General features: G+C 64.2%; 24 protein-coding genes and 1 pseudogene. 8 read left to right on the top strand and 17 right to left on the bottom strand.

The genetic code is table 11. The features are described from left to right. Positions 1–33: 33 nt before the first annotated feature. A complete protein-coding gene (locus tag ABZ942_RS25865; protein ID WP_357386205.1) occupies positions 34–597 on the top strand; it encodes a DUF3916 domain-containing protein in 564 nt (187 codons plus the stop codon). Here ABZ942_RS25865 and ABZ942_RS25860 read toward each other — a convergent pair. From ABZ942_RS25860 to ABZ942_RS25820, 9 genes and pseudogenes are all read right to left on the bottom strand, one after another. Beyond that, positions 594–1,058, bottom strand: coding sequence for a hypothetical protein (locus ABZ942_RS25860; protein WP_357386203.1), 465 nt, complete (start codon positions 1,056–1,058; stop codon positions 594–596). The genes ABZ942_RS25865 and ABZ942_RS25860 overlap by 4 nt on opposite strands. Further along, positions 1,003–1,356 (bottom strand): annotated as a pseudogene (locus tag ABZ942_RS25855) (DUF6086 family protein). The gene ABZ942_RS25860 and the pseudogene ABZ942_RS25855 overlap by 56 nt, the downstream one beginning before the upstream one ends. Positions 1,357–1,636: 280 nt before the next feature. Continuing rightward, entirely contained in the window at positions 1,637–2,086 is a 450-nt protein-coding gene (locus ABZ942_RS25850) for a hypothetical protein (protein ID WP_357386201.1), read from the bottom strand. Positions 2,087–2,279: 193 nt separating this feature from the next. After that, complete coding sequence (locus ABZ942_RS25845) at positions 2,280–2,420, bottom strand: hypothetical protein (protein WP_357386832.1); 141 nt, start codon at positions 2,418–2,420, stop codon at positions 2,280–2,282. Continuing rightward, positions 2,356–2,622 carry a hypothetical protein gene (locus tag ABZ942_RS25840; RefSeq protein WP_357386876.1) on the bottom strand — a complete coding sequence of 89 codons (267 nt, stop codon included), beginning with the start codon at positions 2,620–2,622 and terminating at the stop codon, positions 2,356–2,358. The genes ABZ942_RS25845 and ABZ942_RS25840 overlap by 65 nt, the downstream gene beginning before the upstream one ends. Before the next feature lie 110 nt (positions 2,623–2,732). Beyond that, positions 2,733–3,086 carry a hypothetical protein gene (locus tag ABZ942_RS25835; RefSeq protein ID WP_357386199.1) on the bottom strand — a complete coding sequence of 118 codons (354 nt, stop codon included), beginning with the start codon at positions 3,084–3,086 and terminating at the stop codon, positions 2,733–2,735. Between the two features lie 12 nt (positions 3,087–3,098). Next, entirely contained in the window at positions 3,099–4,463 is a 1,365-nt protein-coding gene (locus tag ABZ942_RS25830; RefSeq protein ID WP_357386197.1) for a hypothetical protein, read from the bottom strand. Continuing rightward, complete coding sequence (locus ABZ942_RS25825; RefSeq protein ID WP_357386195.1) at positions 4,460–4,762, bottom strand: WXG100 family type VII secretion target; 303 nt, start codon at positions 4,760–4,762, stop codon at positions 4,460–4,462. Before ABZ942_RS25825 ends, ABZ942_RS25830 begins: the two co-directional genes overlap by 4 nt. Before the next feature lie 15 nt (positions 4,763–4,777). Continuing rightward, positions 4,778–5,089, bottom strand: coding sequence for a WXG100 family type VII secretion target (locus ABZ942_RS25820; RefSeq protein WP_357386193.1), 312 nt, complete (start codon positions 5,087–5,089; stop codon positions 4,778–4,780). 137 nt (positions 5,090–5,226) lie between these two features. On the opposite strand from ABZ942_RS25820, the gene ABZ942_RS25815 reads away from it, so the two are divergent. Together ABZ942_RS25815 and ABZ942_RS25810 are read left to right on the top strand one after the other, a co-directional pair. Further along, positions 5,227–5,880, top strand: coding sequence for a Uma2 family endonuclease (locus ABZ942_RS25815; protein WP_357386191.1), 654 nt, complete (start codon positions 5,227–5,229; stop codon positions 5,878–5,880). A 340-nt stretch (positions 5,881–6,220) separates the two neighbouring features. Continuing rightward, positions 6,221–6,409: a hypothetical protein gene (locus ABZ942_RS25810; RefSeq protein WP_357386189.1), complete on the top strand. Its 189-nt coding sequence runs from the start codon at positions 6,221–6,223 to the stop codon at positions 6,407–6,409. Positions 6,410–6,515: 106 nt separating this feature from the next. On the opposite strand, the gene ABZ942_RS25805 is transcribed toward ABZ942_RS25810, so the two are convergent. The 4 genes from ABZ942_RS25805 to rplN are packed head-to-tail and all read right to left on the bottom strand — an operon-like array spanning position 6,516 to position 7,956. Then, positions 6,516–6,701 carry a type Z 30S ribosomal protein S14 gene (locus ABZ942_RS25805; protein WP_040731429.1) on the bottom strand — a complete coding sequence of 62 codons (186 nt, stop codon included), beginning with the start codon at positions 6,699–6,701 and terminating at the stop codon, positions 6,516–6,518. Positions 6,702–6,703: 2 nt separating this feature from the next. Continuing rightward, positions 6,704–7,267, bottom strand: a complete 564-nt coding sequence (gene rplE, locus ABZ942_RS25800; protein WP_107654148.1) for a 50S ribosomal protein L5 — start codon at positions 7,265–7,267, stop codon at positions 6,704–6,706. 1 nt (position 7,268) lies between these two features. Beyond that, complete coding sequence (gene rplX / locus ABZ942_RS25795) at positions 7,269–7,586, bottom strand: 50S ribosomal protein L24 (protein ID WP_150404095.1); 318 nt, start codon at positions 7,584–7,586, stop codon at positions 7,269–7,271. Position 7,587: 1 nt separating this feature from the next. Further along, positions 7,588–7,956, bottom strand: coding sequence for a 50S ribosomal protein L14 (gene rplN, locus ABZ942_RS25790; RefSeq protein ID WP_107654146.1), 369 nt, complete (start codon positions 7,954–7,956; stop codon positions 7,588–7,590). 329 nt (positions 7,957–8,285) lie between these two features. On the opposite strand from rplN, the gene ABZ942_RS25785 reads away from it, so the two are divergent. The 3 genes from ABZ942_RS25785 (at position 8,286) to ABZ942_RS25775 (ending at position 13,042) form a co-directional block, all read left to right on the top strand. Beyond that, entirely contained in the window at positions 8,286–10,334 is a 2,049-nt protein-coding gene (locus ABZ942_RS25785; RefSeq protein WP_357386186.1) for a M13 family metallopeptidase, read from the top strand. Positions 10,335–10,431: 97 nt separating this feature from the next. Beyond that, positions 10,432–12,471: a M13 family metallopeptidase gene (locus tag ABZ942_RS25780; RefSeq protein WP_357386184.1), complete on the top strand. Its 2,040-nt coding sequence runs from the start codon at positions 10,432–10,434 to the stop codon at positions 12,469–12,471. A gap of 112 nt (positions 12,472–12,583) precedes the next feature. Then, positions 12,584–13,042 carry a nuclear transport factor 2 family protein gene (locus ABZ942_RS25775; protein WP_357386181.1) on the top strand — a complete coding sequence of 153 codons (459 nt, stop codon included), beginning with the start codon at positions 12,584–12,586 and terminating at the stop codon, positions 13,040–13,042. Positions 13,043–13,205: 163 nt separating this feature from the next. Here the strand turns inward: ABZ942_RS25775 and ABZ942_RS25770 are convergent, their stop codons facing one another. Next, positions 13,206–14,984 (bottom strand): MFS transporter, encoded by a 1,779-nt coding sequence (locus ABZ942_RS25770; RefSeq protein ID WP_357386830.1) that lies wholly within the window; start codon positions 14,982–14,984, stop codon positions 13,206–13,208. A gap of 164 nt (positions 14,985–15,148) precedes the next feature. Between ABZ942_RS25770 and ABZ942_RS25765 the strand changes: the two genes are divergently transcribed. After that, the gene (locus ABZ942_RS25765; RefSeq protein ID WP_357386179.1) at positions 15,149–16,129 is read left to right on the top strand and encodes an ABC transporter substrate-binding protein; all 981 of its coding nucleotides are present in this window, start codon (positions 15,149–15,151) and stop codon (positions 16,127–16,129) included. 42 nt (positions 16,130–16,171) lie between these two features. Continuing rightward, the gene (locus ABZ942_RS25760) at positions 16,172–17,533 is read left to right on the top strand and encodes a SagB family peptide dehydrogenase (RefSeq protein WP_357386177.1); all 1,362 of its coding nucleotides are present in this window, start codon (positions 16,172–16,174) and stop codon (positions 17,531–17,533) included. Here ABZ942_RS25760 and ABZ942_RS25755 read toward each other — a convergent pair. The 3 genes from ABZ942_RS25755 to ABZ942_RS25745 all read right to left on the bottom strand — a co-directional run bounded on the left by ABZ942_RS25755 (position 17,502) and on the right by ABZ942_RS25745 (position 24,918). Continuing rightward, positions 17,502–18,671, bottom strand: a complete 1,170-nt coding sequence (locus ABZ942_RS25755) for an MAB_1171c family putative transporter (protein ID WP_357386828.1) — start codon at positions 18,669–18,671, stop codon at positions 17,502–17,504. The genes ABZ942_RS25760 and ABZ942_RS25755 overlap by 32 nt on opposite strands. A 73-nt stretch (positions 18,672–18,744) precedes the next feature. Then, positions 18,745–19,836 carry an MAB_1171c family putative transporter gene (locus ABZ942_RS25750; RefSeq protein ID WP_357386175.1) on the bottom strand — a complete coding sequence of 364 codons (1,092 nt, stop codon included), beginning with the start codon at positions 19,834–19,836 and terminating at the stop codon, positions 18,745–18,747. Positions 19,837–19,887: 51 nt separating this feature from the next. Continuing rightward, a complete protein-coding gene (locus ABZ942_RS25745) occupies positions 19,888–24,918 on the bottom strand; it encodes an amino acid adenylation domain-containing protein (RefSeq protein WP_357386173.1) in 5,031 nt (1,676 codons plus the stop codon). Between the last annotated feature and the right edge of the window lie 27 nt (positions 24,919–24,945).

The raw sequence follows: 24,945 nt of genomic DNA, 5'->3' as shown, positions 1-24,945 counted from the left end.
TGTTCTGTGCAAATTTATGCATAAACTCCCCTGATGCGTCGACTCGACCTGCAACCGGCGAAGAAGCTCCGCAATCCTGGACGCCACCTGCGCCGACTCGCGCAGTGGCCAGAGTGGATCGCCGACCAGATCCCCAAAGCCGACACCCTCGCCGACCAGCGCTACTGGAACTTCAAGATTCCGGTCTTCAACAAGCTCGTCGATTCACCACAAACAACCAACGCGATCCGCAAGACCTGCCTCGCTACCGTGTTCGCTGCGGCCCAAGCAGTCGAACAATCCCCACGCCGCCCTCCCCGCAGCCGCGTCGCCTGCCTGGTCAGCACACCTGATTTGTTCAGCTCCGAGGTAACCATCTTCCTCTCGGAGGACTACTTCAACGGATTCCGCCCGGCCTCGGAAACCCAACGCTTCACCTATTCAGGCGGCTGGGTCGAAACCTCCCCAGCAGAGCCCTCATCGTTGAAACCGATTCGACCACCCGAACCAGCCGGCCTCGATTTTCTCGGCGGAACACACTTCGTCGAATTCGACGAAGACTGGCCAGATCTACGGATCACCCGAACCCACTGGACTTGGACATATCCCTGCCATTAGGGCAGAGAAATTCTGAACTCCGGTTCCGCATTGCTGCGAATCCGAACTCTTCCCCAGTCACCGCTCACTGAGTATGCCCCGTCCGAGCTGGTCAGCGAGTCGATGTTTCCCAAGTCCTCATTGCCGGTAGCATCCTTAAAACTTTGCAACGACTGGTCCAGCCACTCGACGCTGCGAACTTCAGTGAAGACGAGCTCACCGTCAACGTAGCAATGTTGTTCACCATCCGTAGGCGAATGATAGCGAGAATGCTCCGGCGTCAGGACTGCTTCGAGTAAAAACTTGACCTCGGAAGCGCTTTCAATAATGTCAATGACATAGCTGTCCTCTAAATAGAGGCCAGCAAGGTTTGGGTAATCTGCATAATCACGGGTCACGACAAGTCCCGGGCAATCAAGTGGCACTTCATCGCGCCATCGATAACTCAAGGGCTCTCTCGCAAAACTCTCGCTCTCGATCACTGCCGGGCCGAATTCCCTTGCCAGCACGCTCCAGGATCACAATGGACGGCGCGAGGACACCCTCGATCAGAATCTCGAGCACCTGATTCCCACTGCTGAACTATTTTTCATACATTAGCTTTACGAGCTGCTCGAAGGCACATATATCGATATCCCACATATCGGAAGATACCGCATCGAGTCCAGCTTGCGCACCCAGAACCGATCCGACATCCCGAAGCATCCGAACGTACAGGTCGCCCACTCGCAGCGACGGACTCCAGACCGTGTCACCGTCGACATCGAATACATAGCTCATCGCATCTACATCATCCCTCCGTATCTAGCGAGCTGCTCCGCCGCATCCACGCGCATGGTAACGATTTCGTCGTTTACCATTATCTGTTAGAGCCGCTCATGAGCGCTAAAGTAGTAAATATACCGACCAAGTTCGGGAATCGCATCGACCCGATGCCGTACTGTCATCGCTCCTAGAATTTGCCAGGAAATTTAACAGGTCCGCTTCTAAATCTCCGGATCCTACTATGGAGTCCCGCCGCCTGCTAAGTCAGTCGGCCCGACCCACCCAACGGGACGAGTCATTCGATCATATCGATATCGAGCTCAAACCATCCCTGCGGGAGCCCCGACTTGAATACGGAGTCCACCTCTTCGTAGGTCATCACAAGCGGATGCGAGAATCGGACCGCGTCGATTTCTCCGAGGTGACCGCGGTCGATGGCTTCGTCATCGACGTAGAGGAGTCGATCTGAATACTCGAGGGTCGAGTCGGCCTGCTCGAGCCGCACACGAGGGTCGACACCTTCCCGGTACCACCGGATACCGGGTGCCGCAGCGCGGAGCTGCCTGGTGTAAGCAACTCCTCCCATCAAACACAGTAGATACTTTGCCATGTCATCGAAGTTGCGCAACTGACCGACCGGGCTAGAGATATCTCGCTCATCTTTTGTAAGCAGCCAGACATCTCTCGACTGCGCAACAATCCACTTCAACCCACCGATCTCAATACACAGTTGATCATTCTTCAATCGTGGTGGGTTAGCGAGCCATAATTCATACTCTGAGGCAACTCCGACAATTCGAGATCGACCGATTCCTTCGCTCCGCAAGGCTGCGGCCTGCCACTCACACCAGCTACGCACGACTCTCCGCATCCCCGGAGGAAACACCCGAAGATCCACCGCCGTGCGCCGCGAAGATATCAAGTCAACACCCCGATTACTACGGCCGGTACTCGTGAAATTCCCATTTGGCGAACTGACCGATCTCTGCCGCCAACTCCGGCCAAGTCGGTCGATCAATATCCCTCAATAAGTTGTCGACGTATTGTCCGATCAAGGTGGGATCGATTCGCTCCAGCACCAGCAGACAGCGGCTCGAGCCCAGATAGCCCGAGCCCAGAACAGACTCGCGCCTCCGGAGTGCACACCACGAGATCAAAGGATTCTTCACCAGAGCCGCCGATCAGACCGATCATCAACTGAACAAACAGTGCATCGGAGGGCAGCGGCCCTTTCTCCAGATTCGCGTCCGGACTATGGATACGTTTCAGTTCAGCCTTCATTCGAACGAGTGCCTCGAATCATCGTGTGCCGCCAGTTCGCAGATTATAATGCAGCTTCGAAAGCCTGTCAGCATATCAAGTCCACAATCTCCTCGACCCGTCGCTGCCGCTCAAATCTCGGCAAGCTGTCTCTTCAGATCAAAAACCAAAAGACCTGTGTAACCACCATCGTTTGCCAGGACCTGAATGAGCGAGCGCGCCGTGGATTCTTCTCGATCCTTGTCAGAGTCCAGATCGCGGACTGTGATCAGGATGGGCAATCTGGAAAATTCTATGCCATAATCGTCCTCGTACGCATGCGAAGCCTCGACTTCGATAACTGACGAGTCCGTCACGGCACGATATAGAACGGCATTCGACGCTGGTTCGGAGGCAAGTTCGACCCCGACAGCTTCGCCGACATCTTCGATCACTTCATCGAACGATTTCGCGGTCTTCAGGAATATTTCATGGTAGGCGCTCACGGGAAATCCTTCCTATGGCCAATTGATCTCCCAACCGTCTCCAACAATTCGAACACCCTTCATCTTGTCAGGACTGGCACCCAAGAATCTATTCAACCCACGCTGAGCTTCTTCCTGCGAAATCCCACTTGCTCGCGCATCGATGATAGCGTGTTCAGCTTGGCCGCGCGCACTGTTCAGAGCGTTCTTTACGGATACATTCGACGCACCCTCATCCAGTGACTTGAATTCCGTAGGCACTCCATCGACAGTAGAATCAGGGGTGCGATCTACGCCTTCCTTGACGGACTTTACATCTTTTCCTTCATCCGCCAACAGATCAGCAATCTTTCTCTCCTCTGGAGAGAACGCCTTCTCCGTTTCATCGATTTTGCCGCGACTTTTGGGAAGCTTTCCAAAGTCATCGCCCTTCTTTCCCAACCGGTCGCGTAGGTCTTTGACGGCCTGCCTGCCCTTTGCGAGGGCGGTCTTCGCGTCCTCAGCCAGTCCCTTGAGCTGCAGGACCTTGCGTGCTCGCCAGGCGGTGACGGCCTCTTTGATCTTCACGGCCCATTTGCGGGCTGATTCGGCGGCTTTGGCGCCGGCGATCAGACCGCCGACACCCGTCAGACAAGAGGCTATGACGATCACCGCCACATTGATGGCGGCCTCTTCGATGATGGATTCGATGAAACCTTTGATCTCGTTGCGGAGTTCGACGATCGATTCTTTGTAGTCGAGGCAGGTCTTGCTGATCTGAGTGCAGGTGGTGAGGAGTTGGCCGATGGATGTTTCCAGGGTTTTCAGGTCTTCTCGAACCTGGACCGCGTCCTTGGAGGTGACGTCGTCGAAGAGGCTGGCGGCGATGGTGATTTTGTCTTTGGCGTTGGTGTTCTGGTAGATCGTGCCGAGGCGGTCCCAGGCGTCGGCGGCTTTGGTCAGGGTGTCGGTGTCGCCGTCTGGGAGTGGGCAGTTGATGGCGTCGAGGACTTCGATCGACGTTTTCGCCAGGCCCTGGGGCGTTCCACCCGCTGCTGATGCCGGGAGGGCGTAGGGGCCGAAGGTTACTGTCGATGCCGAGTCTGCCGGTCTGTCCGGTTGTGCCGTACCCTTTAGCGCGGCATCGGATTTGGCGTGTTCGAAACCGAGGTCGTTGAGGGCGGTGCCGTAGGCGCGCAGGGTGGAAAAGGTTTGGTCGAAGAACGAGACGGCGTCGCGGGCGGACTCGTCGTAGGAGCTCGCCCAGGCGCGGCCGTCCTCGTCTCGGCCTGCCATCTGCCCGCAGCTGTTGAGCTCGCCGAAGACGTATTTGAAGCTGTCGTTCAGCGCCGCAGCGGCATCGAAGCAGTTGGTGGCGGCCTGGTAGTAGACCTTCGGATCAACCTCGAGCCTGCTCATATGCCGAGAATCCGGAGAGTCTCAGTGCCAGCGTTCGTGTAGCTCTCATGAGCGGTTTTCAACGCTGCTTCCAGTGCCGCGAGTCCATCTTGCATATCGGTAACCCCCGCCACCCACTCGATGTGCGCCTGGCTGTAGGCCACAGCTGCCGCGCCGACCCAAACACCCTCGACCTCCTTGGCTTTCGCCTCGAGCTCTGCCAGACGATCGGCAACCGCGGCCTTGTACGCGCGCATGCGTGCGGCCAACTCCTCGAGCTTGTCGAGGTCGACCGAAAATGCTGGCGTATCAGCAGACATGAGATCGGCCGCCGTTCAGGGGAGGTCCAGGGAGCTGAGGCCCGAAGCGAAGGACTGGTCGGTCGTACGGAGCGTTTCAGCAGTCACGCCCAGTTTTTCTGCCAGCTCGAGCAACGCATCCCACACCTGGTCCGCGCCTTCATGGAACTCATCCCACGCGGCGGTAAATGCACCTGCGTTGTTCCCCGCCCAACTGTCGATCGTGACCTTGGTATCGGTGACCAGCGACGAATACCCGGACTTCAACTCCTCCGCAATCTGGTGAGCCAGGCGTCCCAACGCTTTCACCTCTTCGGGCTCAACCGATAGCGACGATGGATCTCCCATGGCCGACCAGCTCCTCTCGATGGTGAATCAGCGATGCTCCGTCCTTACTATGACGCACCAGGTGCGGGCTGGGTTCCGTTGGATTCCTGTGGACGACGATGCTCTCGGCAGCTGCCAGTCGCACCTACGATTGAGCAATGTCGCTGCCGCGCATCGAACCGCCTGACTTCCCTGAGTACCTGGCATGGGAGGAGCTCGAGCAACTCCCTCAGGAGATCGCCGGGCAGATCGAGCTATGGGGTGGGCGAGTGGTTTGGATACGGCGCGGGCCGGCTGAGCACCAGGAGTTCACCAACCTGATGTGGAGCGGCCTGCGACGGTGTTCACGAGCGGATACGGCCGCGAATCCGCTGCACTGCTCGCGAGTCCTTACGGGAACCACCATCTTCTTCGGGACGTCGGGAAAGTCCGATTTCATGACGCCGGACTTCGTGGTGCATCGATGCCTCCGGACCCCCTACCAAGATGTGCACGCAGACGATGTGCTCATGGCAGGTGAAGTGCTTTCACCGTCGGACATGCAGACCGACATCGTTGAGAGGCAGGCACGGTACGCGAACGCCGGCATTCCCTGGTACTGGGAGGTGACGCTGGAACGCGAGAAGAGTGCCATCGCGATAGTCCGGGCGTTCGCGCTGGAGACCAGCCACGGCGAGCTCCCTGAAGGGGTCCGCCCGCTCTATCCCGCCAACTACCTGCTCACCGGTAAGTGGACTCCCAAGGATTCCGACGGCATATCCGCCGAATTCCCGTTCCCGATCCACATCCCTTGGTCTGAACTCGAATTCTGAACTGCCACAACACATCTGGAACACAAGGTGCCTCGCTCCCTGGGTGCCAGGATAGGTCTCGAATCCGGTGGCAATCGGGCAGCACATTGGATGCAACAACGCTGCAATGCGGCCGTATGCGGGGGTTCTGCCTGGACTGAGGCCACCTGGGCGCGATCCAGCAACCTCGATAGGACATCTCAGCGAACACCACGTGACCTCTATTGGGCGGGTGGCAGAGCTGCACATACTACGTAGGTACTCGCGACGGGCGTAACGCTTCGAACGCAGGTCACGGTGTACCGAGCGAAACATCTGCAATATTGCCGAGGAGGAACCGCGGGTGAACGTCCTGGTCGAAATGACCGCTCTGACTCTGAGCCGCCCCACTGCCGAGGCCGGCGACATCGAGCGCGCGGCCTGGTACGAGGCCAAAGCCAATCTGCATACGTACCTCGCCGGACAAGGCGGGTCCGACGCCGCGAGGGAGACCGCCTTGGCGGTCAGCGCGCACCAGCGCTCGCTGGAATTGTTGGGCCGGCACAACTGACGAAGTCAGCAACGGCGAATCACGCACAAAGGCACGGCCTCCAGTGGAGACCGTGCCTTTGTTCAGTTCTAAGTCCTAGGCGACTGCACTCACGAGGAGGGCAGGATCACCAGGAGCTCTTGTGCACGCCGGGGAGCTCACCGCGGTGCGCCATCTCACGAAGGCAGACACGGCAGAGGCCGAACTTGCGGTAGACCGCGTGCGGGCGACCGCAACGCTGGCAGCGGGTGTAGGCGCGGACGGCGAACTTCGGCTTGGCCTCAGCCTTGATCCGCAGTGCTTTCTTGGCCATCGTCAGTTCTCCTTGAACGGGAAGCCGAGGTGCTTGAGCAGGGCGCGGCCCTCTTCGTTGTTCGTCGCGGTGGTCACGACGGTGATGTCCATACCGCGCGGACGGTCGATGGAGTCCACGTCGATCTCGTGGAACATCGACTGCTCGCTGAGGCCGAACGTGTAGTTGCCGTTGCCGTCGAACTGCTTCGGCGACAGGCCGCGGAAGTCGCGGATACGGGGCAGCGCGATGGAGACCAGGCGGTCCAGGAACTCCCACATGCGATCGCCACGCAGCGTGACCTTCGCACCGATGGGCATGCCTTCACGCAGCTTGAACTGCGCGATCGACTTGGTCGCCTTGCGGATCTCCGGCTTCTGACCGGTGATCAGCTCGAGGTCCTTGACCGCACCGTTGATGAGCTTCGCGTCACGAGCGGCGTCGCCGACACCCATGTTCACGACAACCTTGACCACGCCGGGGATCTGCATCACGTTGGCGTAGTTGAACTCGCTGTTGAGCGCGTCCTTGATCTCGGCCCGGTAGCGCGCCTTCAGGCGCGGCTGGGTCTGCTCAGAGGTAGTCATGTCAGATGTCCTTCCCGTTGTTACGGGAGATCCGGACCCGCTTGCCGCTCTCCTCGTCGGTCCGGTAACCGACGCGGGTCGGCTTGCCATCGGAGTCGACGATCATCACGTTGGACACGTGGATCGGAGCTTCCTGGGTCACGATGCCGCCCGAAGAGGCACCACGCTGGTTGGTGGAGTTCGCGACGTGCTTCTTGATCCGGTTCACGCCCTCGACCAGGATCCGGTTGCGCTCCGGGTAGGCCTGAATGACCTTGCCCTTGGCGCCCTTGTCCTTACCCGAGATGACGAGCACGGTGTCGCCCTTGTGCACCTTCATGTCAGAGCACCTCCGGGGCCAGCGAAACGATCTTCATGAACTTCTTCTCGCGCAGCTCGCGGCCGACCGGGCCGAAGATGCGGGTGCCACGCGGGTCGTTGTCCGCCTTGATCAGCACGGCCGCGTTCTCGTCGAACTTGATGTACGAACCGTCCGGGCGACGGCGCTCCTTGGTGGTGCGCACGATGACGGCCTTGACGACCTCACCCTTCTTGACGTTGCCACCGGGGACAGCGTCCTTCACGGTAGCGACGATGATGTCGCCGATACCGGCATAGCGACGCGACGAACCACCGAGAACGCGGATGCAAAGGATTTCCTTCGCGCCCGTGTTGTCGGCGACGCGCAGTCGCGACTCCTGCTGAATCACTTCAGCTCCTCCTGGACCTGGATGTATACGCACGCCGGATTGCCGACCCGACGGGCATGGTCAGTTGCCCTCCGGACGCGCGCCTGCCAGCGGTTTCGTGGCTCCGAATGTGCAACTCGAGAACCAACCACTGGGGGTTCACTGCCGGATTGCGGGCATAGCTCCCGCAGGCAACTGGTCCAGTGTAGGTGAACCCGCAGGTCGCCCCAAATCGGCCCCCTGGGTTGAGACCAGCGTCTCCCCGGGCGCGCCATCGCGCGCCGCTACCCTCGGATCGAGCAAGATCAATAAGGAGAAGCACCGTTCGGCTCGACCGTACCGAAAAGGGGATGCTCTTGAGCTCGTCCGCTCGTCTCGATCGCCGCGCCTTCCTGCTCGCCCTCGCGGCTGTGCCCGCCGCGGCGACGTTGGCGTCCTGCTCACAGGATTCGCAAGTCTCGAACGTCCGGCTCACCGGCGTCGACCTGGCCGGGGCGAACCCCGCGATCCGGCCGCAGGACGACCTGTACCGGCACGTCAACGGCGCGTGGCTGGCGCAGTATCAGCTGCCGCCGGACAAGTCGTCGTTCGGCGCCTTCGACGAGGCGAACGACCGCACCGAGCAGCAGCTGCGCGGCATCGTCGAGGGCATCCGCAATCCGAAGGCAGGATCGACCGAGCAGCAGATCCGCGATCTGTACGACGCCAGGCTCGATCGTGGCGAGATCGAGCGGCTCGGCTTGACGCCGATCACCGACCTGATCGCCGCGATCGACGGCGCGACGACCAAGGCGGACCTGGCCCGGGTGATGGGTTCGCTGCCGATCTCGGGGCTGATCGGGCTGCAGGTCGTCGTCGATCAGAAGAACTCCAGCAACTACATCGCCATGATCAGCCAGTCGGGCATCGACGCCAATCTGGACGAGCAGTACTACCGCAAGCCCGAATATGCCGAGCAGATCGCCGCCTATCGGACCTATCTGGAGCACATCGGCGCGGGCGCGAACCTACCCGATCCGGCCGGCGCCGCGCAGCGGGTGCTCGACCTGGAGACCCGCATCGCGGCCGGCTACTGGGACAGTGTCCGCGACCGCGATCCCGACACCACCTACAACCTGGTCAGCTGGGCCGAATTGACCAAGCTGGCACCGCAATTCGACTGGGATCCGTGGCTGGCGGGCAGCACCGACCGGCCCAAGCAGCTGTTCGACAGCCTGGTGGTCCGGCAGCCCTCGTTCGTCACGGCCGCCGGCCAGCTGTGGGCCGACGTCGATATCGCGCAGTGGCGGGAGTATCTGCGCCTCGGTGTCGTCAAGGAGTTCGCGCCCTACCTGCCCAAGGCCATCGCGGACGCCGCGTTCGAATTCGTCGACAAGACACTGCAGGGCCGTGATCAGCGCCAGGAGGCGTGGAAAGACGGTCTCGCGACGGTCAACCGGAATCTCGGCGAGCCGTTCGGCAAACTCTATGTGGCCCAGCACTTTCCGGCGAAGTCGAAGGATCGGGCCAAGGCGCTGGTCGCCGATCTGATGGCCGCGTACCGGCAGGATTTCACCAAGTCCTCGTGGATGTCGCCGACGACCAAGACCGCCGCACTCGCGAAACTCGACAAGATCGTCGCGAAGATCGGGTACCCGGACAAGTGGATCGACTACTCAGGGGTAAAGATCACCAAGGGTAAGTTGATCGAATCCGTCCGGGCGGTAAGGACTTTCGAGGTCGCCCGCGGCTTCAACAAGCTCGGTACGCCGGTCGACAAGACCGAATGGGGCTTCCCACCGCAGACGGTGAACGCCATGTACGACCCGAACGCCAACCAGATCACCTTCCCGGCCGCCATCCTGCAGACGCCGTTCTTCGACGCCGACGCCGTATCCGCAGTGAACTTCGGCGGCATCGGCGCGGTCATCGGCCATGAGATCGGGCACGGCTTCGATGACCAGGGCGCCAAGTACGACGGCGACGGCAACCGGCGCGACTGGTGGACCCGCGAGGACACGGACGCGTTCGAGGCCAAGACCAAGCAGCTCATCGCGCAGTACGACGCATTGGTGCCCGAGGGCCTCGACCCGAGCAAGCACGTCAACGGCGCGCTGACCGTCGGCGAGAACCTCGCCGACCTGCGCGGCCTGCAGATCGCACTGGCCGCATATCGCGCGGCCGCCGAGCGTGACGGCAAGCTGCCGGATCTCGAGACAGTGTTCCTGTCCTGGGCCAGGATCTGGCGGCAGCAGGCGACCAAGCAGACGAAGGAGATGCTGCTCGCCAGGGACGTGCACTCGCCCAACGAGTTTCGCGCCAACCAGGTGGTCCGCAATATCGCGGAGTACTACACCACGTTCGGCGTGGTGGCGGGCGACAAGCTGTTCCTGACTCCGGACCAGCGCGTCACGCTCTGAGATGAACAGCCGAGTGGCGCGGCGGGCAGGTAGCCTCGGGCGAACTGATTGCGCCTGACGAGGATGCGGTGTGGCCGCATCGGGAGAGGAAATCCTCGTGACACGTCTCGGACAGCTGGACCGTCGTGCCTTCCTGATCGCGCTCGGGGTGGTGCCCGCCGCTGCCGCGCTGGCGTCCTGCTCGAGCGACACCAACGCGGCGAGCAAGCCGCTCATCGGCGTCGACATGGGTGGCGCGGACGAGGCGATCCGGCCACAGGACGACCTGTACCGGTACGTCAACGGGAAGTGGCTGCGGGACTACCAGTTGCCGCCGGACAAGGTCTCCTTCGGTTCGACGAGCGAGGCGGCCGAACGCACCGAGCAGCAGTTGCGCGAGATCATCGACGGTATCAAGGATCCGAAGCCGGGATCCGAGGAGCAGCAGATCCGCGACCTGTTCGACGCCAGGGTGGATTGGGACGAGATCGAACGGCTCGGCATGACCCCGCTGGCCGGGCTGTTCGGCAAGATCGACGGCGCCGCGACCAAGGCGGACCTGGCGAAGGTCATGGCCGAACTGCCGATCAGCGGCCTGATCGGCATCGGCATCGGCACCGACCGGAAGAACTCGAACGCCTACATCCCGTCGGTCGGGCAGTCCGGACTCGGTCTCGGTGAGCAGTACTACCGCAAGCCCGAATACGCCGATGTGCTCGCGCAGTATCGAATCTTCCTCGGACGCATCGCCGCCGGCGCGGGGCTGCCTGATCCGGAAGGCTTGGCGCAGCGCGTGTTCGACTTGGAGAAGCGAATCGCGCCCGCGCACTGGGACAACGTGCGCACCCGCGATACCGACGCGACCTACAACGTCTTCAAGTGGGCCGAGATGACCGCTCTGGCACCGACATTCGACTGGGACCCGTGGATGGCCGGGAATACCGACCGGCCGCGGTCGCTGTTCGAGACGATAGTGGTCGGCGAGCCGTCCTTCATCACGGCGGCCGGTCAATTGTGGACCGAGGTCGACATCGCCACGTGGCGTGACTATCTCAAGATCAGCGTGCTTCGGGACTTCGCGCCGTATCTGCCCAAGGCCATCAACGACGCGAACTTCGAGTTCAAGGGCAAGGTGCTCAACGGTCAAGAGGAGCGTCCGGACCGGTGGAAGTACGGTGTCGGGATCGTCGACGACAAACTGGGCGAGCAGCTCGGAAAAGTGTACGTGGACAAGTACTTTCCGCCCGAGGCCAAGCAGCGGGCCAAGGAGATGCTCGACGATGTGATCGCCGCGTATCGGGAGAACTTCACCAACTCGTCGTGGATGTCCCCGGCGACCAGGACGGCGTCGATCGCGAAGCTGGACAAGATCGATCCCAAGATCGGTTACCCGGACAAGTGGGTCGACTACTCGCAGATGAAGATCACCAGGGGCAAGCTGGTCGAATCACTGCTGTCCATCAACACTTTCGAGTCCAAGCGGGCGTTCGCCCGGCTCGGCACCCCGGTCGACAAGACCGAATGGGGGATGTCGCCGCAGACGGTGAACGCCTACTATTCGGCGACCTCCAACCAGATCGTGTTCCCCGCCGCGTATCTGCAGCCGCCGTTCTTCGACAAGGACGCCCAGCCCGCCGTCAATTTCGGCGCCGTCGGCGCGACCATCGGCCACGAGATCGGCCACGGCTTCGACGATCAGGGCTCCAAATACGACGGTGACGGCAATCGCCGGGATTGGTGGACGCCGGAGGACCGCGCCGCGTTCGAGGCCAAGACCAAGCAGCTCATCGATCAGTTCAACGTGCTGGTGCCGGAGGGTCTCGACCCGAGTCAGCACATCAACGGCGAACTCACCGTCGGCGAGAACCTCGCCGACCTGCGCGGCCTGCAGATCACGTTGGCGGCCTTCCGCATCTCGGAGAAACGCCGTGGCGTCGACAACCCCGACTACCGAACCTTCTTCCTGTCCTGGGCCCGCAGTTGGCGGGAGAAGCAGACCAAGGAGCTGACGGTGCGCTACCTCGCCACCGACACCCACTCCCCCGCCGAATTCCGCTGCAACCAGGTGGTCCGCAACCTGGAGGAGTTCTACCGCACGTTCGACGTGAAGGAAGGCGACAAACTCTTCATGCCGCAGGACCAGCGCGTCACCTTCTGATCCCGTCGCGGTCCCGCACACGATTCGGTGTGCGGGACGCTCGGATGCACTGTGGACAGCGATGTCCGATTAGCGCCGGTCCCGGCACGGCCGGTCTGGGCAGACTGAGCGCATGACGCACTCCACCACCGATCCGATGACCGTGCTGACCGGGATGTATGCGGCGGAGGCCGAGTACTTCGCGGCGGGTGGGCCCGGCGGCTCGTCGTTCGATCCGCTCGCCCCGTTCTTCGCAACCGATGTGGTGCTGCATCAAGCTGCCGGTCTGCCTTACGGCGGGATCTGGCGCGGCCACGATGGCATGGAACAGTTCTTCCGCGCCATGGCCCGCACCTGGGAATCCTTCGACCTCCTGGACCAGTCGTTCCTGGCCACCGGCGAAACCATGGTCGTCCACACCTGGGTCCGCGCCCGCTCCCGCGCAACCGGCCGCGAACTCACTTTTCCTATCCTGCAAACGATTACGATCACGGACGGCCGAATCTCCGAGGTACACCCGTTCTATTGGGACACGGCAACTATCGCAGCGGCATGCGAGACGCAGTCGCCGGACCGAGCCGCCTCCGCCTAGGAAGTCGTTGCGCCGGAAGGGGTTACGGCCGACCAGTGTGGCCGATCGTGGCACGGGTCAACAGGACGACGATCCCGGCGAGTACGGGCGGCGCGGACTGCATTGTTGTGACAATAGGTGCCGCGCGCGCCCGCCTCGAACCGCTGGGTGGTGCGATCCCCGATCAGCGCGCGGGAACCGGCGCGGTGTGCGCGAGTTCCTCGGCCTCGGCCAGTTCGGACTGCTCGTCGTGCACGTACTTGTTGCCCGCGAAGAACGATGCGGCGGCGGCCAGGAACATCATGATCGCGGCGGAGACGAAGACGACGACCAGGCCGGTGTGGAACGGGCCGGTCAGCAAGTGGGGGAAGAACTCCTGGCCGGTGAGGGTGTCGGCGTTGACCCCAGGCTTGGCCAATTCACCTGTCGGGCCTAGCAATTCCTGGATCGGGTTGTAGCCGAGGAACGCGGCGAACATGCTGGCCACCGGGGGTAGACCGGCGACATCGGCGGCGGCGCCTGCGGAGACACCCTGGGCGCGCAGACCGGCGTCCAGGGCCGACGGCAGGCTGCTGGCGAGACCGACGACCATGAGGGAGAAGAAGATTCCCATGGACAGCGCGTTGCCGCCGTTGAACAGGGTGCCGCGCATGCCCGAGGCGGCACCGCGTTGCGCGGCGGGCACGCTGGACATGATGGCCGCGGTGTTGGGCGAGAAGAACAGTCCGCTGCCGATGCCGTTGAGCAGGATGATCGCGGCGAACACCCAGTAGTTGAAGTCCACGGGCACGATCAGCAACAGCACGAAGGTGATGCCCGCGATCAACGCACCACCGGTGGTGAACAGGCGCGAACCGTAGCGGTCCGACAGCCAGCCCGAGACCGGTCCGGCCGCAAGGAATCCCACGGTCAGTGGCAGCAGATAGATGCCGGCCCACAGCGGCGTCGACTCGAAACTGAAGCCGTGCAACGGAAGCCAGATGCCTTGCAACCAGATGATCAACATGAACTGCATGCCGCCACGGCCGATGGAGACCATGAGGTTGCTGAAGTTGCCGAGCCCGAAGGCGCGGTTACGGAACAGGGCGAGATGGAACATCGGGTCGTCGACCTTGCTCTCCACCACGCAGAACGCGCCGAGCAGCGCGATACCGCCGATCACCGCACCGAGCACCCAGGGACTGGACCAACCGGTGGCGTGGCCGCCGTAGGGCTGAATGCCGTAGGTGATGCCGGTGAGCAGCGCGGTGAGCCCGAGCCCGAAGGTGATCGTGCCCGCCCAGTCGACCTTGCCCACCGACCGGATGCCGACCTCGTGCAGCGAGCGGTACGACCAGAACGCGCCGAGCAGACCGATCGGAACGCTGACCCAGAACACCGCGCGCCAATCCCATTCCGACAGCACGCCACCGATGAGCAGGCCGAGGAACGAGCCCGCGACAGCCGCCACCATGTTGATGCCGAGCGCGGTGCCGCGCTGCTTGGCCGGGAAGGCGTCGGTGAGGATGGCGGTGGCGTTGGCGGTCAGCATCGCGCCGCCGACGCCTTGGATCACTCGCCAGATGATGATCCACATGGCACCCGCGCCACCGTGGAACGGATCGAAGGACAGCGCGAGCGCGCAGAACGCGAAGACCGCGAAACCCATGTTGTACACGCGAACTCGGCCGAAGAGGTCACCGAGCCTGCCGAACATGACGACCAGCACGGCCGTCGCGAGCAGGTAGCCCATCAACATCCACAGCAGGTATCCGACGTTGCCCGCGTCGAGCGGGTTCAGTCCGACGCCACGGAAGATCGCGGGCAGCGAGATCAGCACGATCGACGAGTTGATCGCGGTGAGCAGCACCCCGAGCGTGGTGTTGGTCAGCACGATCCACTTGTAGTGCGGATGGTCCCGGTCGTAGCGCAACCTGCGGCGGATGGTGCTGACCTCGCCGAGATCGAGATCGGTGGATGGCATCGTCACGGCGTCCCCTCGCGAATGGTTATCTCCGCAAACTATATAGTTAGCGGATCTAACCATCAAGAGGGGCCGGTCACCTTCGAGACGAGATAGGTTAGCCTTGGCTGAATTGCTGGCAGGTATCTCAGGCCGGCGACGAACTTCCTCGAAGGGGCCAACTGATGAAGTCTGTTCGGATGTCACGCTGGGCGAAGGCGACGGTGGCCACCGTCGCCGCCGCGCTGACACTGGGTCTGGCAGCGTGCGGTTCGTCGAGCGACGACGCCGGTTCCGGCGGCGAGCCTGTCACCATCACGCACGCGCGTGGCTCGACCACGATCACCGGAACGCCGAAAAAGATCGTCACCCTTGGCAATCAATGGCTCGACACCACTGTGGCACTCGGCGTGACTCCGGTCGGGTACGTGGACCAAATCGCCACGATGTCCAAGAGCACACCGCCGTGGCAGCCGAAGGGACTGGAATCCTCGAAGGCGCTGAACACGACCGGCAATATCGCCGAACAGGTGGCGGCACTCGAGCCCGACCTCATCCTGGCCGATCCCTTCGTCGCCGATCAGAAGACCTACGACGAGCTCTCCAAGTTGGCCCCGACCCTGCCCGCACTCAGCAAGAACGCGGTAACGCCCTGGCAAGACCTGGTGACCACGCTCGGCAAGGTGCTGCACAAGGACGACGCCGCCACGAAGGTCATCGCCGACGTCGACAAGAAGATCGACGCGATCGCGCAGGCCAACCCCGGCCTCAAAGGCAAGACCTTCGCCAGCACCTGGCTGTCGAGCACCACGCAACTCATGGTGCTCACCGATCCGAACGACGGCTCCAGCAAGCTGTTCACGAAGCTGGGCATGAACATTCCGAAGGAATTCGGCGAACTCCCCGGTAACCAGGGCGGACGGGTGGCGCTGTCGCCGGAGCGAGTCGACCAGCTGACCGTCGACCTGCTGCTCGCGGGCTACGCCACCGGCTTGGACGAAAAGTACCGGCAGCTGCCCGGATACGCCGACCTGCCCGCGGTGCAGAAGGGCTCGGTGGTGTTTCTCACCACCCAGGAGATCAGCGCGATCAACCAGCCGACCGCGCTGTCGGTGCCCTACACGCTGAACAAGCTGGAGCCGGCGTTCGCCGCCGCGGCGAAATAGGTAGCACCACCACATCGGATCGACAAGCGGAGGTCAGCGGTTTTGTCCGCCGTCACATATCCCGACCAGACCAGGTACGCACTGCGTGCGGGCGTCACCTGTCTGACGACATCGGCGGGCGCGACGCTGCTCCATCCGCCGCGCAACGAACAGCTGTCCGGGCTCGGCGTCGGACAGCTGCAAGCGCTGCGAACACTGAACCAGGGCCCGGCGACGGTGTCGCAACTGTCCGACGGATCGGGCACCGACGATGTCGCCGGGCTGATGGCGCGGCTGACCGATGGCGGTTGGCTGTCGGTCACCGTGCGCGACGGCGGCCGCAACCTGTACAGCATCCTGCCGATCGGACAGCCGCCGCCGCGCCCTGCCACCAGGCTCCCGTGGCGCGCGACGCTGTCGAAATTCGCTGTGCTGCACCGGGACTCGGACGGCTTCATGCTCGAGCACCCGCTGTCCTGGTGCGATGTGCGGATCCACGACCCGAGGCTGCTCTCCCTGCTCGATGGTTTCGGTGCGGCCGAGTCGCCACTGCACGTCTCGATCAAGTCGCAGTTGGCGGCCGATCTGCACTGGTGCGGGTTTCTGGTTGCCGATCCGGACGAGGAGGAGCGGGAGTTCGCCACTCGCAGTTGGCATGCCGCCGACCTGTGGTTCCACCGCCGCAGCACGCTCGGCGAACGCACTGCCGGCATAGCTCACCCCGACTCGCGGGCCGAGAACAGCTTCCCGCAGCCACCCGCGCGGAAGCCGAACTACTCCGGCGAACCGATTCCGCTCGCGACGCCCGACTCAGCAGCGCTGCGCGCCGCCGACCCGACGCTGACGGCGGTGCTGGCCGATCGGCAGTCCACTCGCGCGTTCGATGACGCCAACCCGATCACCCGCGATCAACTGGCCGAGCTGCTATATCGGACGGCCGATGTCCGAAGTGCCGGTGCGGATTTGGCACCTCACCCCCGCTCGTCGGGCGACAGCGTCGACGAACTCGAGTTCTACCCGATCGCGCGACAGGTCGACGGACTCGCACCGGGCATGTACCACTACAACTCGTTCGACCACGTGCTCCGTCCGGTCGCCGACCTGGATTCACCTGCGGTGCAACGGCTTTTGGCCACCGCCTCGGTAACCGTCGCCGACGGCGACGATCCACAGCTGGTGTTGCTGCTCGCCGCGCGGTCGGGGCACATCACGCGGCACTACGGGCAGGTGGCCTACGCCGACATCTTGAAGCACGTCGGCGCAGTCACACAGACCGTCTCCCTCATCGCGACAGCGATGGGACTCGGCGCGTACGCCGAAGGCCTCGGCGATACCGCTGCCTTCGCCGCCGCGGCCGCCGTGGACGAGCTGACCGAATGCGCGGTCGGCAGCATCATCGTCGGCTCACCCGCGCGCGACCGCTGACCAGATCGCGCGCTTTCGGCCAGTGGCGCGCCAGATCGAGCAGATAACCGAGCTCGGAAGTCATGTCGCGCGCTGATATCTGCTGAAAGTGCGACGGCGGCGCGCCCAGCGGAGTGATCCCCCGCGCTCGGGCACGCGCCGCACGGGCGATTTGCGTGGCGTAGGTCTCGACGGACGACTCGGGCCCATCATCGACGACCAGATGCGGCCTGAGGTGCATCAACGCGTCTCTGATCTCCACGGTCATCCGGTACAGCCGCGACTCGGGATCCCGGCCGAGTCCGACGCCCGCGGGCAGCACGACCTCGGGCACCGCCATGGTGAGGTCCCGCCACAGCGGCTCCAGCCTGCGCAGTTTTCGCCCGGTCTGATCCCAGCCGGCACGCGCCAGGATGCCCGGCGCCAGCGGAACCGCAGTCACGAGCGCGACCAGCACACAGAACAGGCACGATGCCCAACTCCACTTGATCGATAGGGTCCCAGGCGGCTTGCCCTCGAAAGCCTGCACCACCGTGAGAGCCGCGCCGACAAACCATCCGGCGGCCAGCACGAGCAGGCCGATGTACGGAACCTGCTTCAGCAACGAGGCTTCGGCCCGGATGTCCCGCAGACAGGCCCGAGCGATGTGCACTCCGGCCACCAGCAGCGGCACATTGAACACCGTCCAACTCAGCACCGCCCGCACCCAGAAGCCCGCTCCGCCAGTACCTTCCGGCGCACCGACGAGCACGACTGTGGTACCGGCGAGCACCGCCGCGACGTTATAGATCCGCTGCCGATCGCGGACAGCGGTGGGATCGGCGCTGACGAAAAGCTTTGCCAGACCATACACATTGGCGGCGGCCGGCACCGAGCAGAACAGGAAGAACTGAACCGCCAACTCTTCGTGACCGGTCGCGACGATGCTGTACTGCGTCACCGCGCCGACCGATACCCACAGGAGCCCACGATTGACCAGCCGGGCGGCCGGTGTGCCGTCGATGAGAATCCGTCGAGCCAGCGTGACCCCGCACAGCACCACGATCGCCGCGATGACGACCCACATCGGCGCGGGCGCTGTCATCGGCACGGTCCGTCCGGACACGGTGCGGCGACGATGCCGGTAGGTACCCGAGGGGACATCGGTGCCTCCGTACACGTTCAAGCGATCAGCGGGAGCCGATCCTACGGTATCGACCTGACCGCGACGGTCGCCTGGCAGCGACCGCGGATCAACGCACGAGCGCGGCCTCCGACGCCGTGGTACGCGCCGTCGGCCAGACCCGAGCCAGGTCGAGCAGGAGGTCCAACTCGGTATCCCGGTCCTCCGCGATGAGCTCGTACCGGTCTCCTCCCACGACCGTGCCCGCCGGTTCGCTGCCGCGTTGTTTGCCTTCGACGGCCAGCGCGATCTGTACGGCATACTCTTCGACGGACTGCTCGCGCCGATCACCGGGCGGGATGTACTGCTTGAGGTGTTGCAGCGCGTCCTGAATCTCGACGAGCATGCGGTACAACCGAAGCTCGGGGTCACGGCGATCGGGTCCCTGCTCCAGCACGATGCCGGGCACCGCGGTGGTGAGGTCGTGCCACAGTGGCAACAGTCGCCGGCAGCGACGGCCGACGCGATCCCATCCGGCCCGGGCGAGCAGCACACCAACCACCGGCGCCGACAGCAAAAGGCAGAACATGAAAAAGGTGAGACAGGACGCCATAGTCCAGTCCGCGGGCGGGCTGTCGGACGGCGCACCGCCGACCACCCGAACACCGGACGCGACAGCCGCGTAAGTCGCGTTTGCTCCGACAAATAGCAGGGCCGAGAAGACCAGCCGTTCACGGACTGCGATCCCCGAGACCCGTAGTTCGCGCACACACGCACAGACGACGTGTATGCCGAACAACCCTATCGGGACGTTGAAGATCGCCCAGACCAGTGGCGCCTGCCAACCGAAGCCGGGATCCATGGGGTCTGCCGGACGGCCGATGAACACAACGATCACGGCACCTGCGACAGCTATCGCGTTGTACCTCGGCTGCCGCCGCCGAGCCCTGTCCTCGTCCTCGCTGGCGAACAGTGCCGCGATACCATAGATGTAAGCGAGCGTGGCCGCGCCGCCGCCGAGGAATATTCGGTCCGTCAGGTGGGCGATATCGGTGCCCGTGCCGGCAACCTGAATGGCGGCCGCCGCGGTCATCCAGCTCAGCGCGCGGTTGACAAGACGATTGCCGAACGACTGGTCCGCCAACAGCCAACGCGCCACCACGACAACCAGCGCGAACGCCAGTACCGGGGCCGCGAACCCGCTCGGTACCGTCGGGGTCACCGCGCCTCCCTACGTCGAACTGATAGCGGCACAGGATATTACGCGGGGCGTTCAGCCTTGGGCCGCCCAGGAATTTCGCAGCGCGGCCAGCGCGTCGTCGGACAGACCCGACGTCGACATCGGCTCGTGCCGATGTTCCTCGACCCGTGGTTGTGCCGACTCCGCAGGGCCCGCCGCGTCCACTGCCGCGGCGAGCGTCGCGATGGTGTGATGTTCGAACACCAGCTGCGGGGTCAACGCCAATCCCGCGTCGGCCGCCCTTGTCGCCCATTGGATCGCGATGACGCTGTCGCCGCCCAGTGCGAAAAAGCCGTCGGCACGGCCGATATCCGTCGTCTCCAGCAACTCTTCGAGCAGCGTTACCAGGGTTCGCTCGGTCTCGGTGCGCGGCGGACCGGCCTCGGCAGCAGACGTCGCGGCCGCGGCCGCCGCCTGGCGCACGACGGTACGCGCGGTGTCCCAATCGTCCGGAAGAATGTCCAGGTCACCGACTCGCACATCGGCTTTCGTCGCGAAGGCGGTCATGATGCCCACCAACGCGTCGGCGAAGAGCGCCCCGGTCGACTGGTGGTAGAGATCGGAGTTGACCACCACTCCCAGCACGACCGCGCCGCTGGGTTTCACCAGGAAATCCAGGTGCAGGTCCACGAACGCGGTGTCGTACTGCGGCGCGAGCGCGGTCAGCGTCGCCTCGCCACTCGCGACGAAGTCGACGGGCCGGGGGCGGTGCCCGAACTGCATCATCACCTGGAACAACGGGTTGCGGGCCAATACCCTTGGCGGATTGAGGGTTTCGACGATCCGCTCGAACGGCACCGCCTGGTGCGCGAGGGCATCGAGGGCCGTTTCGCGGGCACGATCCAGCACGGTGCGCAGTGTCGGAGCGCCCGACAAATCATTCCGCAGCACCACCATGTCCGCGAACAATCCGACCAGCTGGCCGACCTCCGCGCCGACCCGGTTCGCGATGGTCGCGCCGATCGGCACATCATCGCCACCGCCGAAAATATGCAGCAGCACCGCGCTCGCCGCCTGGCACACCATGAATTCGGTCGCACCGCAGGACTCGGCGAGCGCCCGCACCGCGTGCCAGGTCGCCGCCGGAACGACCCGGGTCGCGGTGATCCCCGTGTTGCCGAGGACAGCGGGCCGCGGCCGATCGTGCGCTACCGCGATCTCGACGGGCAAATCGGCGAGTGCGCAACGCCAATAGTCGAGCTGGGTCCGACCGTAATCGCTGAGATCGTCGCGGCCGGGCGTGCGGTCGAAGGTTTGCCGTTGCCAGAGCGCGAAATCGGGGAACTGCATGCCGAGCGCGGGCCACTGGGGAGCCCCACCGCTCAGCCGGGCGCGGTAGGCGGCGATGAGGTCTTCGATGAAGATCCGGCAGGACTCGCGGTCGGTGATCATGTGATGCATCAGCACCGACAACACCCGGGTTTCCGGCCCCAGTTCGAGCAGGCGGGGCCGGATCAGCGGGTCGGAGGTGAGGTCGAATACGTGCGAGGCGTCTGCCGCCAGCTCACGCTCGAGTGGAGCCGCGAACCCATCCGGCTCCGCATCGAGCACGATGGTCGGCACCTGCACCGCGACATCCTGTCGCACCCATTGGTACGGCGTCCCTTCATGTTCCGGGAACACGGTGCGCAGTGCTTCGTGTCTGGCGATGACGTCACCGACCGCCGCTGCGAGCAGTGCGCTGTCGATCGGCCCGTCGATTTGGATGGCGAACCGGAAGTTCTCCCATTCGAACGCACCCTGGAGCCGCCGCCGCAGCCACAGCGCACGCTGTGAGTACGACAGCGGAATGCGTTCGGGCCGTGGCTGTTTGCTCGGTGTCGAGGCCGTCTCGACGGTGGTCCGCCGCAGCACCGCGGCATCGTCGAGATCCTCGCCGCACTGATCTCGATAGCGCTCGACCAGATGTGCGGCCAACTCGGCGACCGTCGGCGCGTCGAACGGTGCCCGCACGTCGATCTCGATGCCGAAGACCGTGCGGACCATGGTGACCAGCCGGACGGCCAGCAGCGAGTGGCCGCCGAGTTCGAAGAACGAGTCGTCGGCGCCGACGCGGTCGAGGTCGAACATCTCGCCGTACAGTGCGGCGACGCGAACCTCCATCGGCGACTCGGGCTCTCGGTAACCACGCGTCAAAACCAGTTCCGGCACAGGCAGCGCCCGGCGCTCGAGTTTGCCGTGCGCACTCAGCGGCACCTGGTCGAGCACGGCGAACGCGGCGGGCACCATGTGCTCCGGCAGCGCCGCCGCGACGGAGGCACGCACCTGCTGCAGATCGATGTCGGCACCGGGGTTCGGTACGAGGTAGGCCGTGAGAATCGGGCCGAGCATGTCGTGTTCGGTGATGATCGCGACGCACTGCGCGACGCCGGGGTGATCGGCGACCGCTGCCTCCACCTCACCCAGCTCGATCCGGAAGCCACGCACCTTCACCTGCTCGTCGGCACGTCCGATGAATTCGATCTCGCCGTCGGCAGTGCGCCTGGCGAGATCGCCGGTGCGATACAACCTTTCCCCGGCCAGGAAGGGATCGGCGACGAAGCGCTCCGCCGTCTGCGCGGGCCGGTCCAGGTAGCCGCGCGCGAGTTGCCGACCGCCGAGATAGATCTCACCGACCACCCCTGGCGGCACCAACTGCATCGACTCGTCGAGGAGGTAGACATAGACGTTGCGGTTCGGGTAACCGATCGGCACGATCCCCGCCCCCTGCGGGCCGTCGACCGGCATCGCAGTCGAGCAGACCACCGCCTCGGTCGGCCCATAGTTGTTGCTCAGTCGGGCGTCGAATTGCGCGGCGAACCGGTCGGCGAGTTCGCCGGGCAGTGCCTCGCCGCCGACCGGGACGTGCCGCAACGCACGCCAGTCGTTCGACTCGGGCAGGAGCAGCAGCGCGGACAGCAACGAGGGCACCATCTGGAGCACGGTGATGCCACACCTGGCGATCAAGTCGGTGACATACGGAATGTCCCGGTAGGGATTGGGCTTCGGTACGACGATGCTCGAGCCACCGATCAACGGCAGGAAGATGTCGGGCAACGACGCGTCGAAGCTCACCGAGGTCGCCTGCAGCACCCGTTCTGGAGTGCTCGCGTCCCAGTTTTTCGCGAAACACACGAGATGGTCGGCGATCGCCTCGTGCGAGACCGGCACGCCCTTCGGCTTGCCGGTAGAGCCCGAGGTGTAGATGACGTAGGCGATATTCGAGGCGCGCAGCGGCACCGTCCGATCAGCGTCGGTCGGATCGAGGTCCGACAGCTCGGTGGCGGCGGCCTCGGCGGCCGCCACCGCGTCGGCATTCAACGACAGCGTCGGGCGCGCATCGGCCAACAGATAGTCGACCCGGTCCTCGGGGTACGCCGGATCGATCGGAAGATAAGCGGCGCCGGATTTGAGCACCGCGATACTGGCAACGACGAATTCGACGGAGTTCGAGAGCCGCAGCGCTACCAACTGCTCAGCCCCGAGGCCGCGCCGAATCAGCAAATGCGCAAGACGATTGGCGCGCTGGTGCAGTGCGCGGTAGGTGAGCTCCTCGGTGTCGGAGAGCACGGCGACCCGGTCCGGGGTCGCCGCAGCCTGCTGCTGCAGCAGCTCGACCAGCGTGGTCACGGGCGCGTCGATGAGCGGACCCCGCGATGCGGCGAGGATCTCGGCCCGATCATCACGCCCGAGCATGTCGATATCGCGCAGCGACCGCCGCGGCTCGCGCACCGCACGGTCGAGCAGCCGCAGGTAGTGCCGCAACAGCTGGGCCACCAGCGCGGGGTCCAGCTCGTCGACGAGATAGGTGGCCTCGACGCGCGCGCCCGCGTCGTCGAGGACGACCATCAGGCCGAGGGTTTCTTGCGCGACCGCACTGCCCCAAGGCAATTCGGTGGAGTCGACCCCGGCCAGGTCGAAGCCGTTCGCCCCGCCGCGCACGCTGAAACTCAGCTGTACCAGCTGGGCAAGGCCATCGCGGCCGCCTACCCGGTCGGGGCTCACCTCGCGGACCACCCGTTCGACGCCGACGCCCTGGTGGGCGAACGCGTCGACGCAGGCGGCCCTTGTCGAATCCACCAGGTCCGCAAAAGATTCCCCGGGCGCAGGCGTCGCGCGCAACAGCAGGGTGTTCCCGAAGTACCCGATCAGCGTCTCGGCGGCCCGGCCGCGGCGATCGGTTACCGGCACCGCGACCAGGAAATCCGTTGCGGCGGTGTATCGCTGGACGAGCGCCTGGAACGCGGCGAGCAGGACCATGAACGGGGTCGCCGAGTGTTCACGGCCGACTTCGGTGACCAGATCGAGCAATTCGGCGGACAGCGGGAGCACGCATTTGTCCGCGTTGCGCGTCGTGCCGCCGATGCCGTGCGCGCCGGGCAGTTCGAGCCGCCCCGGTGCGGGGGTCAGCGTGGCGCGCCAGTACGCCAGATCCGCGGCGTCATCGGCGATCCGCTCGGTGAGTGCCACATCGACGTACTGGGCGCCGAGGTCGGACAGTACGTCACCCCGATAGGCGGCGTTCAACTCGGCGAAGAAGACGGACCAGGAATCGTCGTCCCAGCCGATGTGGTGGATCACCAGCACCAGCACGTGCTCGGCCGGGCCGGTGCGCGCCAGTGTCACGCGCAGCGGCAAGTCGGTGGTCAGGTCGAAGGGGCGGGCGAATTCGCGCTTGGACAGCACCTCCAGCCGCCTGCGCCGGCCGTCCTCGGCGAGATCGGTGAGATCGTGGCGCTGCCAGGTGGTTTCGGCGATGGCGTGCGAAATCTGGTACGGCTCACCGTCGATGCCGACATGGTAGGTGGTGCGCAGGATTTCGTGCCGTGCGACGACCGTGTCGAAGGCCGCGCGCAGGCGGTCCTCGTCGAGCGGGCCGTCGAGGCGGTAGCCGACGCACACGTTCAGTGTGGTGTCCGCGGGCTCGACCTGCTGCAGGAACCACATTCGCTGCTGCGCGGGCGACAGCGGACCCGGTTCGCCGGTCCGCCTGGTCGGTTCGGCGGTCGGCGTCGTCGCCAACGCGCGTTCCCGCAGTCGCTGCTGGAGCAACTGCTTACGGTGAACGAGCATTTCGTCTGACATAGCGGGTCCTTCGGGGTGTGGATTCGA

The sequence above is a fragment of the Nocardia sp. NPDC046473 genome (assembly GCF_040645995.1).
Classification (GTDB): domain Bacteria; phylum Actinomycetota; class Actinomycetes; order Mycobacteriales; family Mycobacteriaceae; genus Nocardia.
The sequence above is the reverse complement of the archived record's forward strand: the minus strand, read 5'-3'. Positions and strand labels throughout refer to the sequence as shown.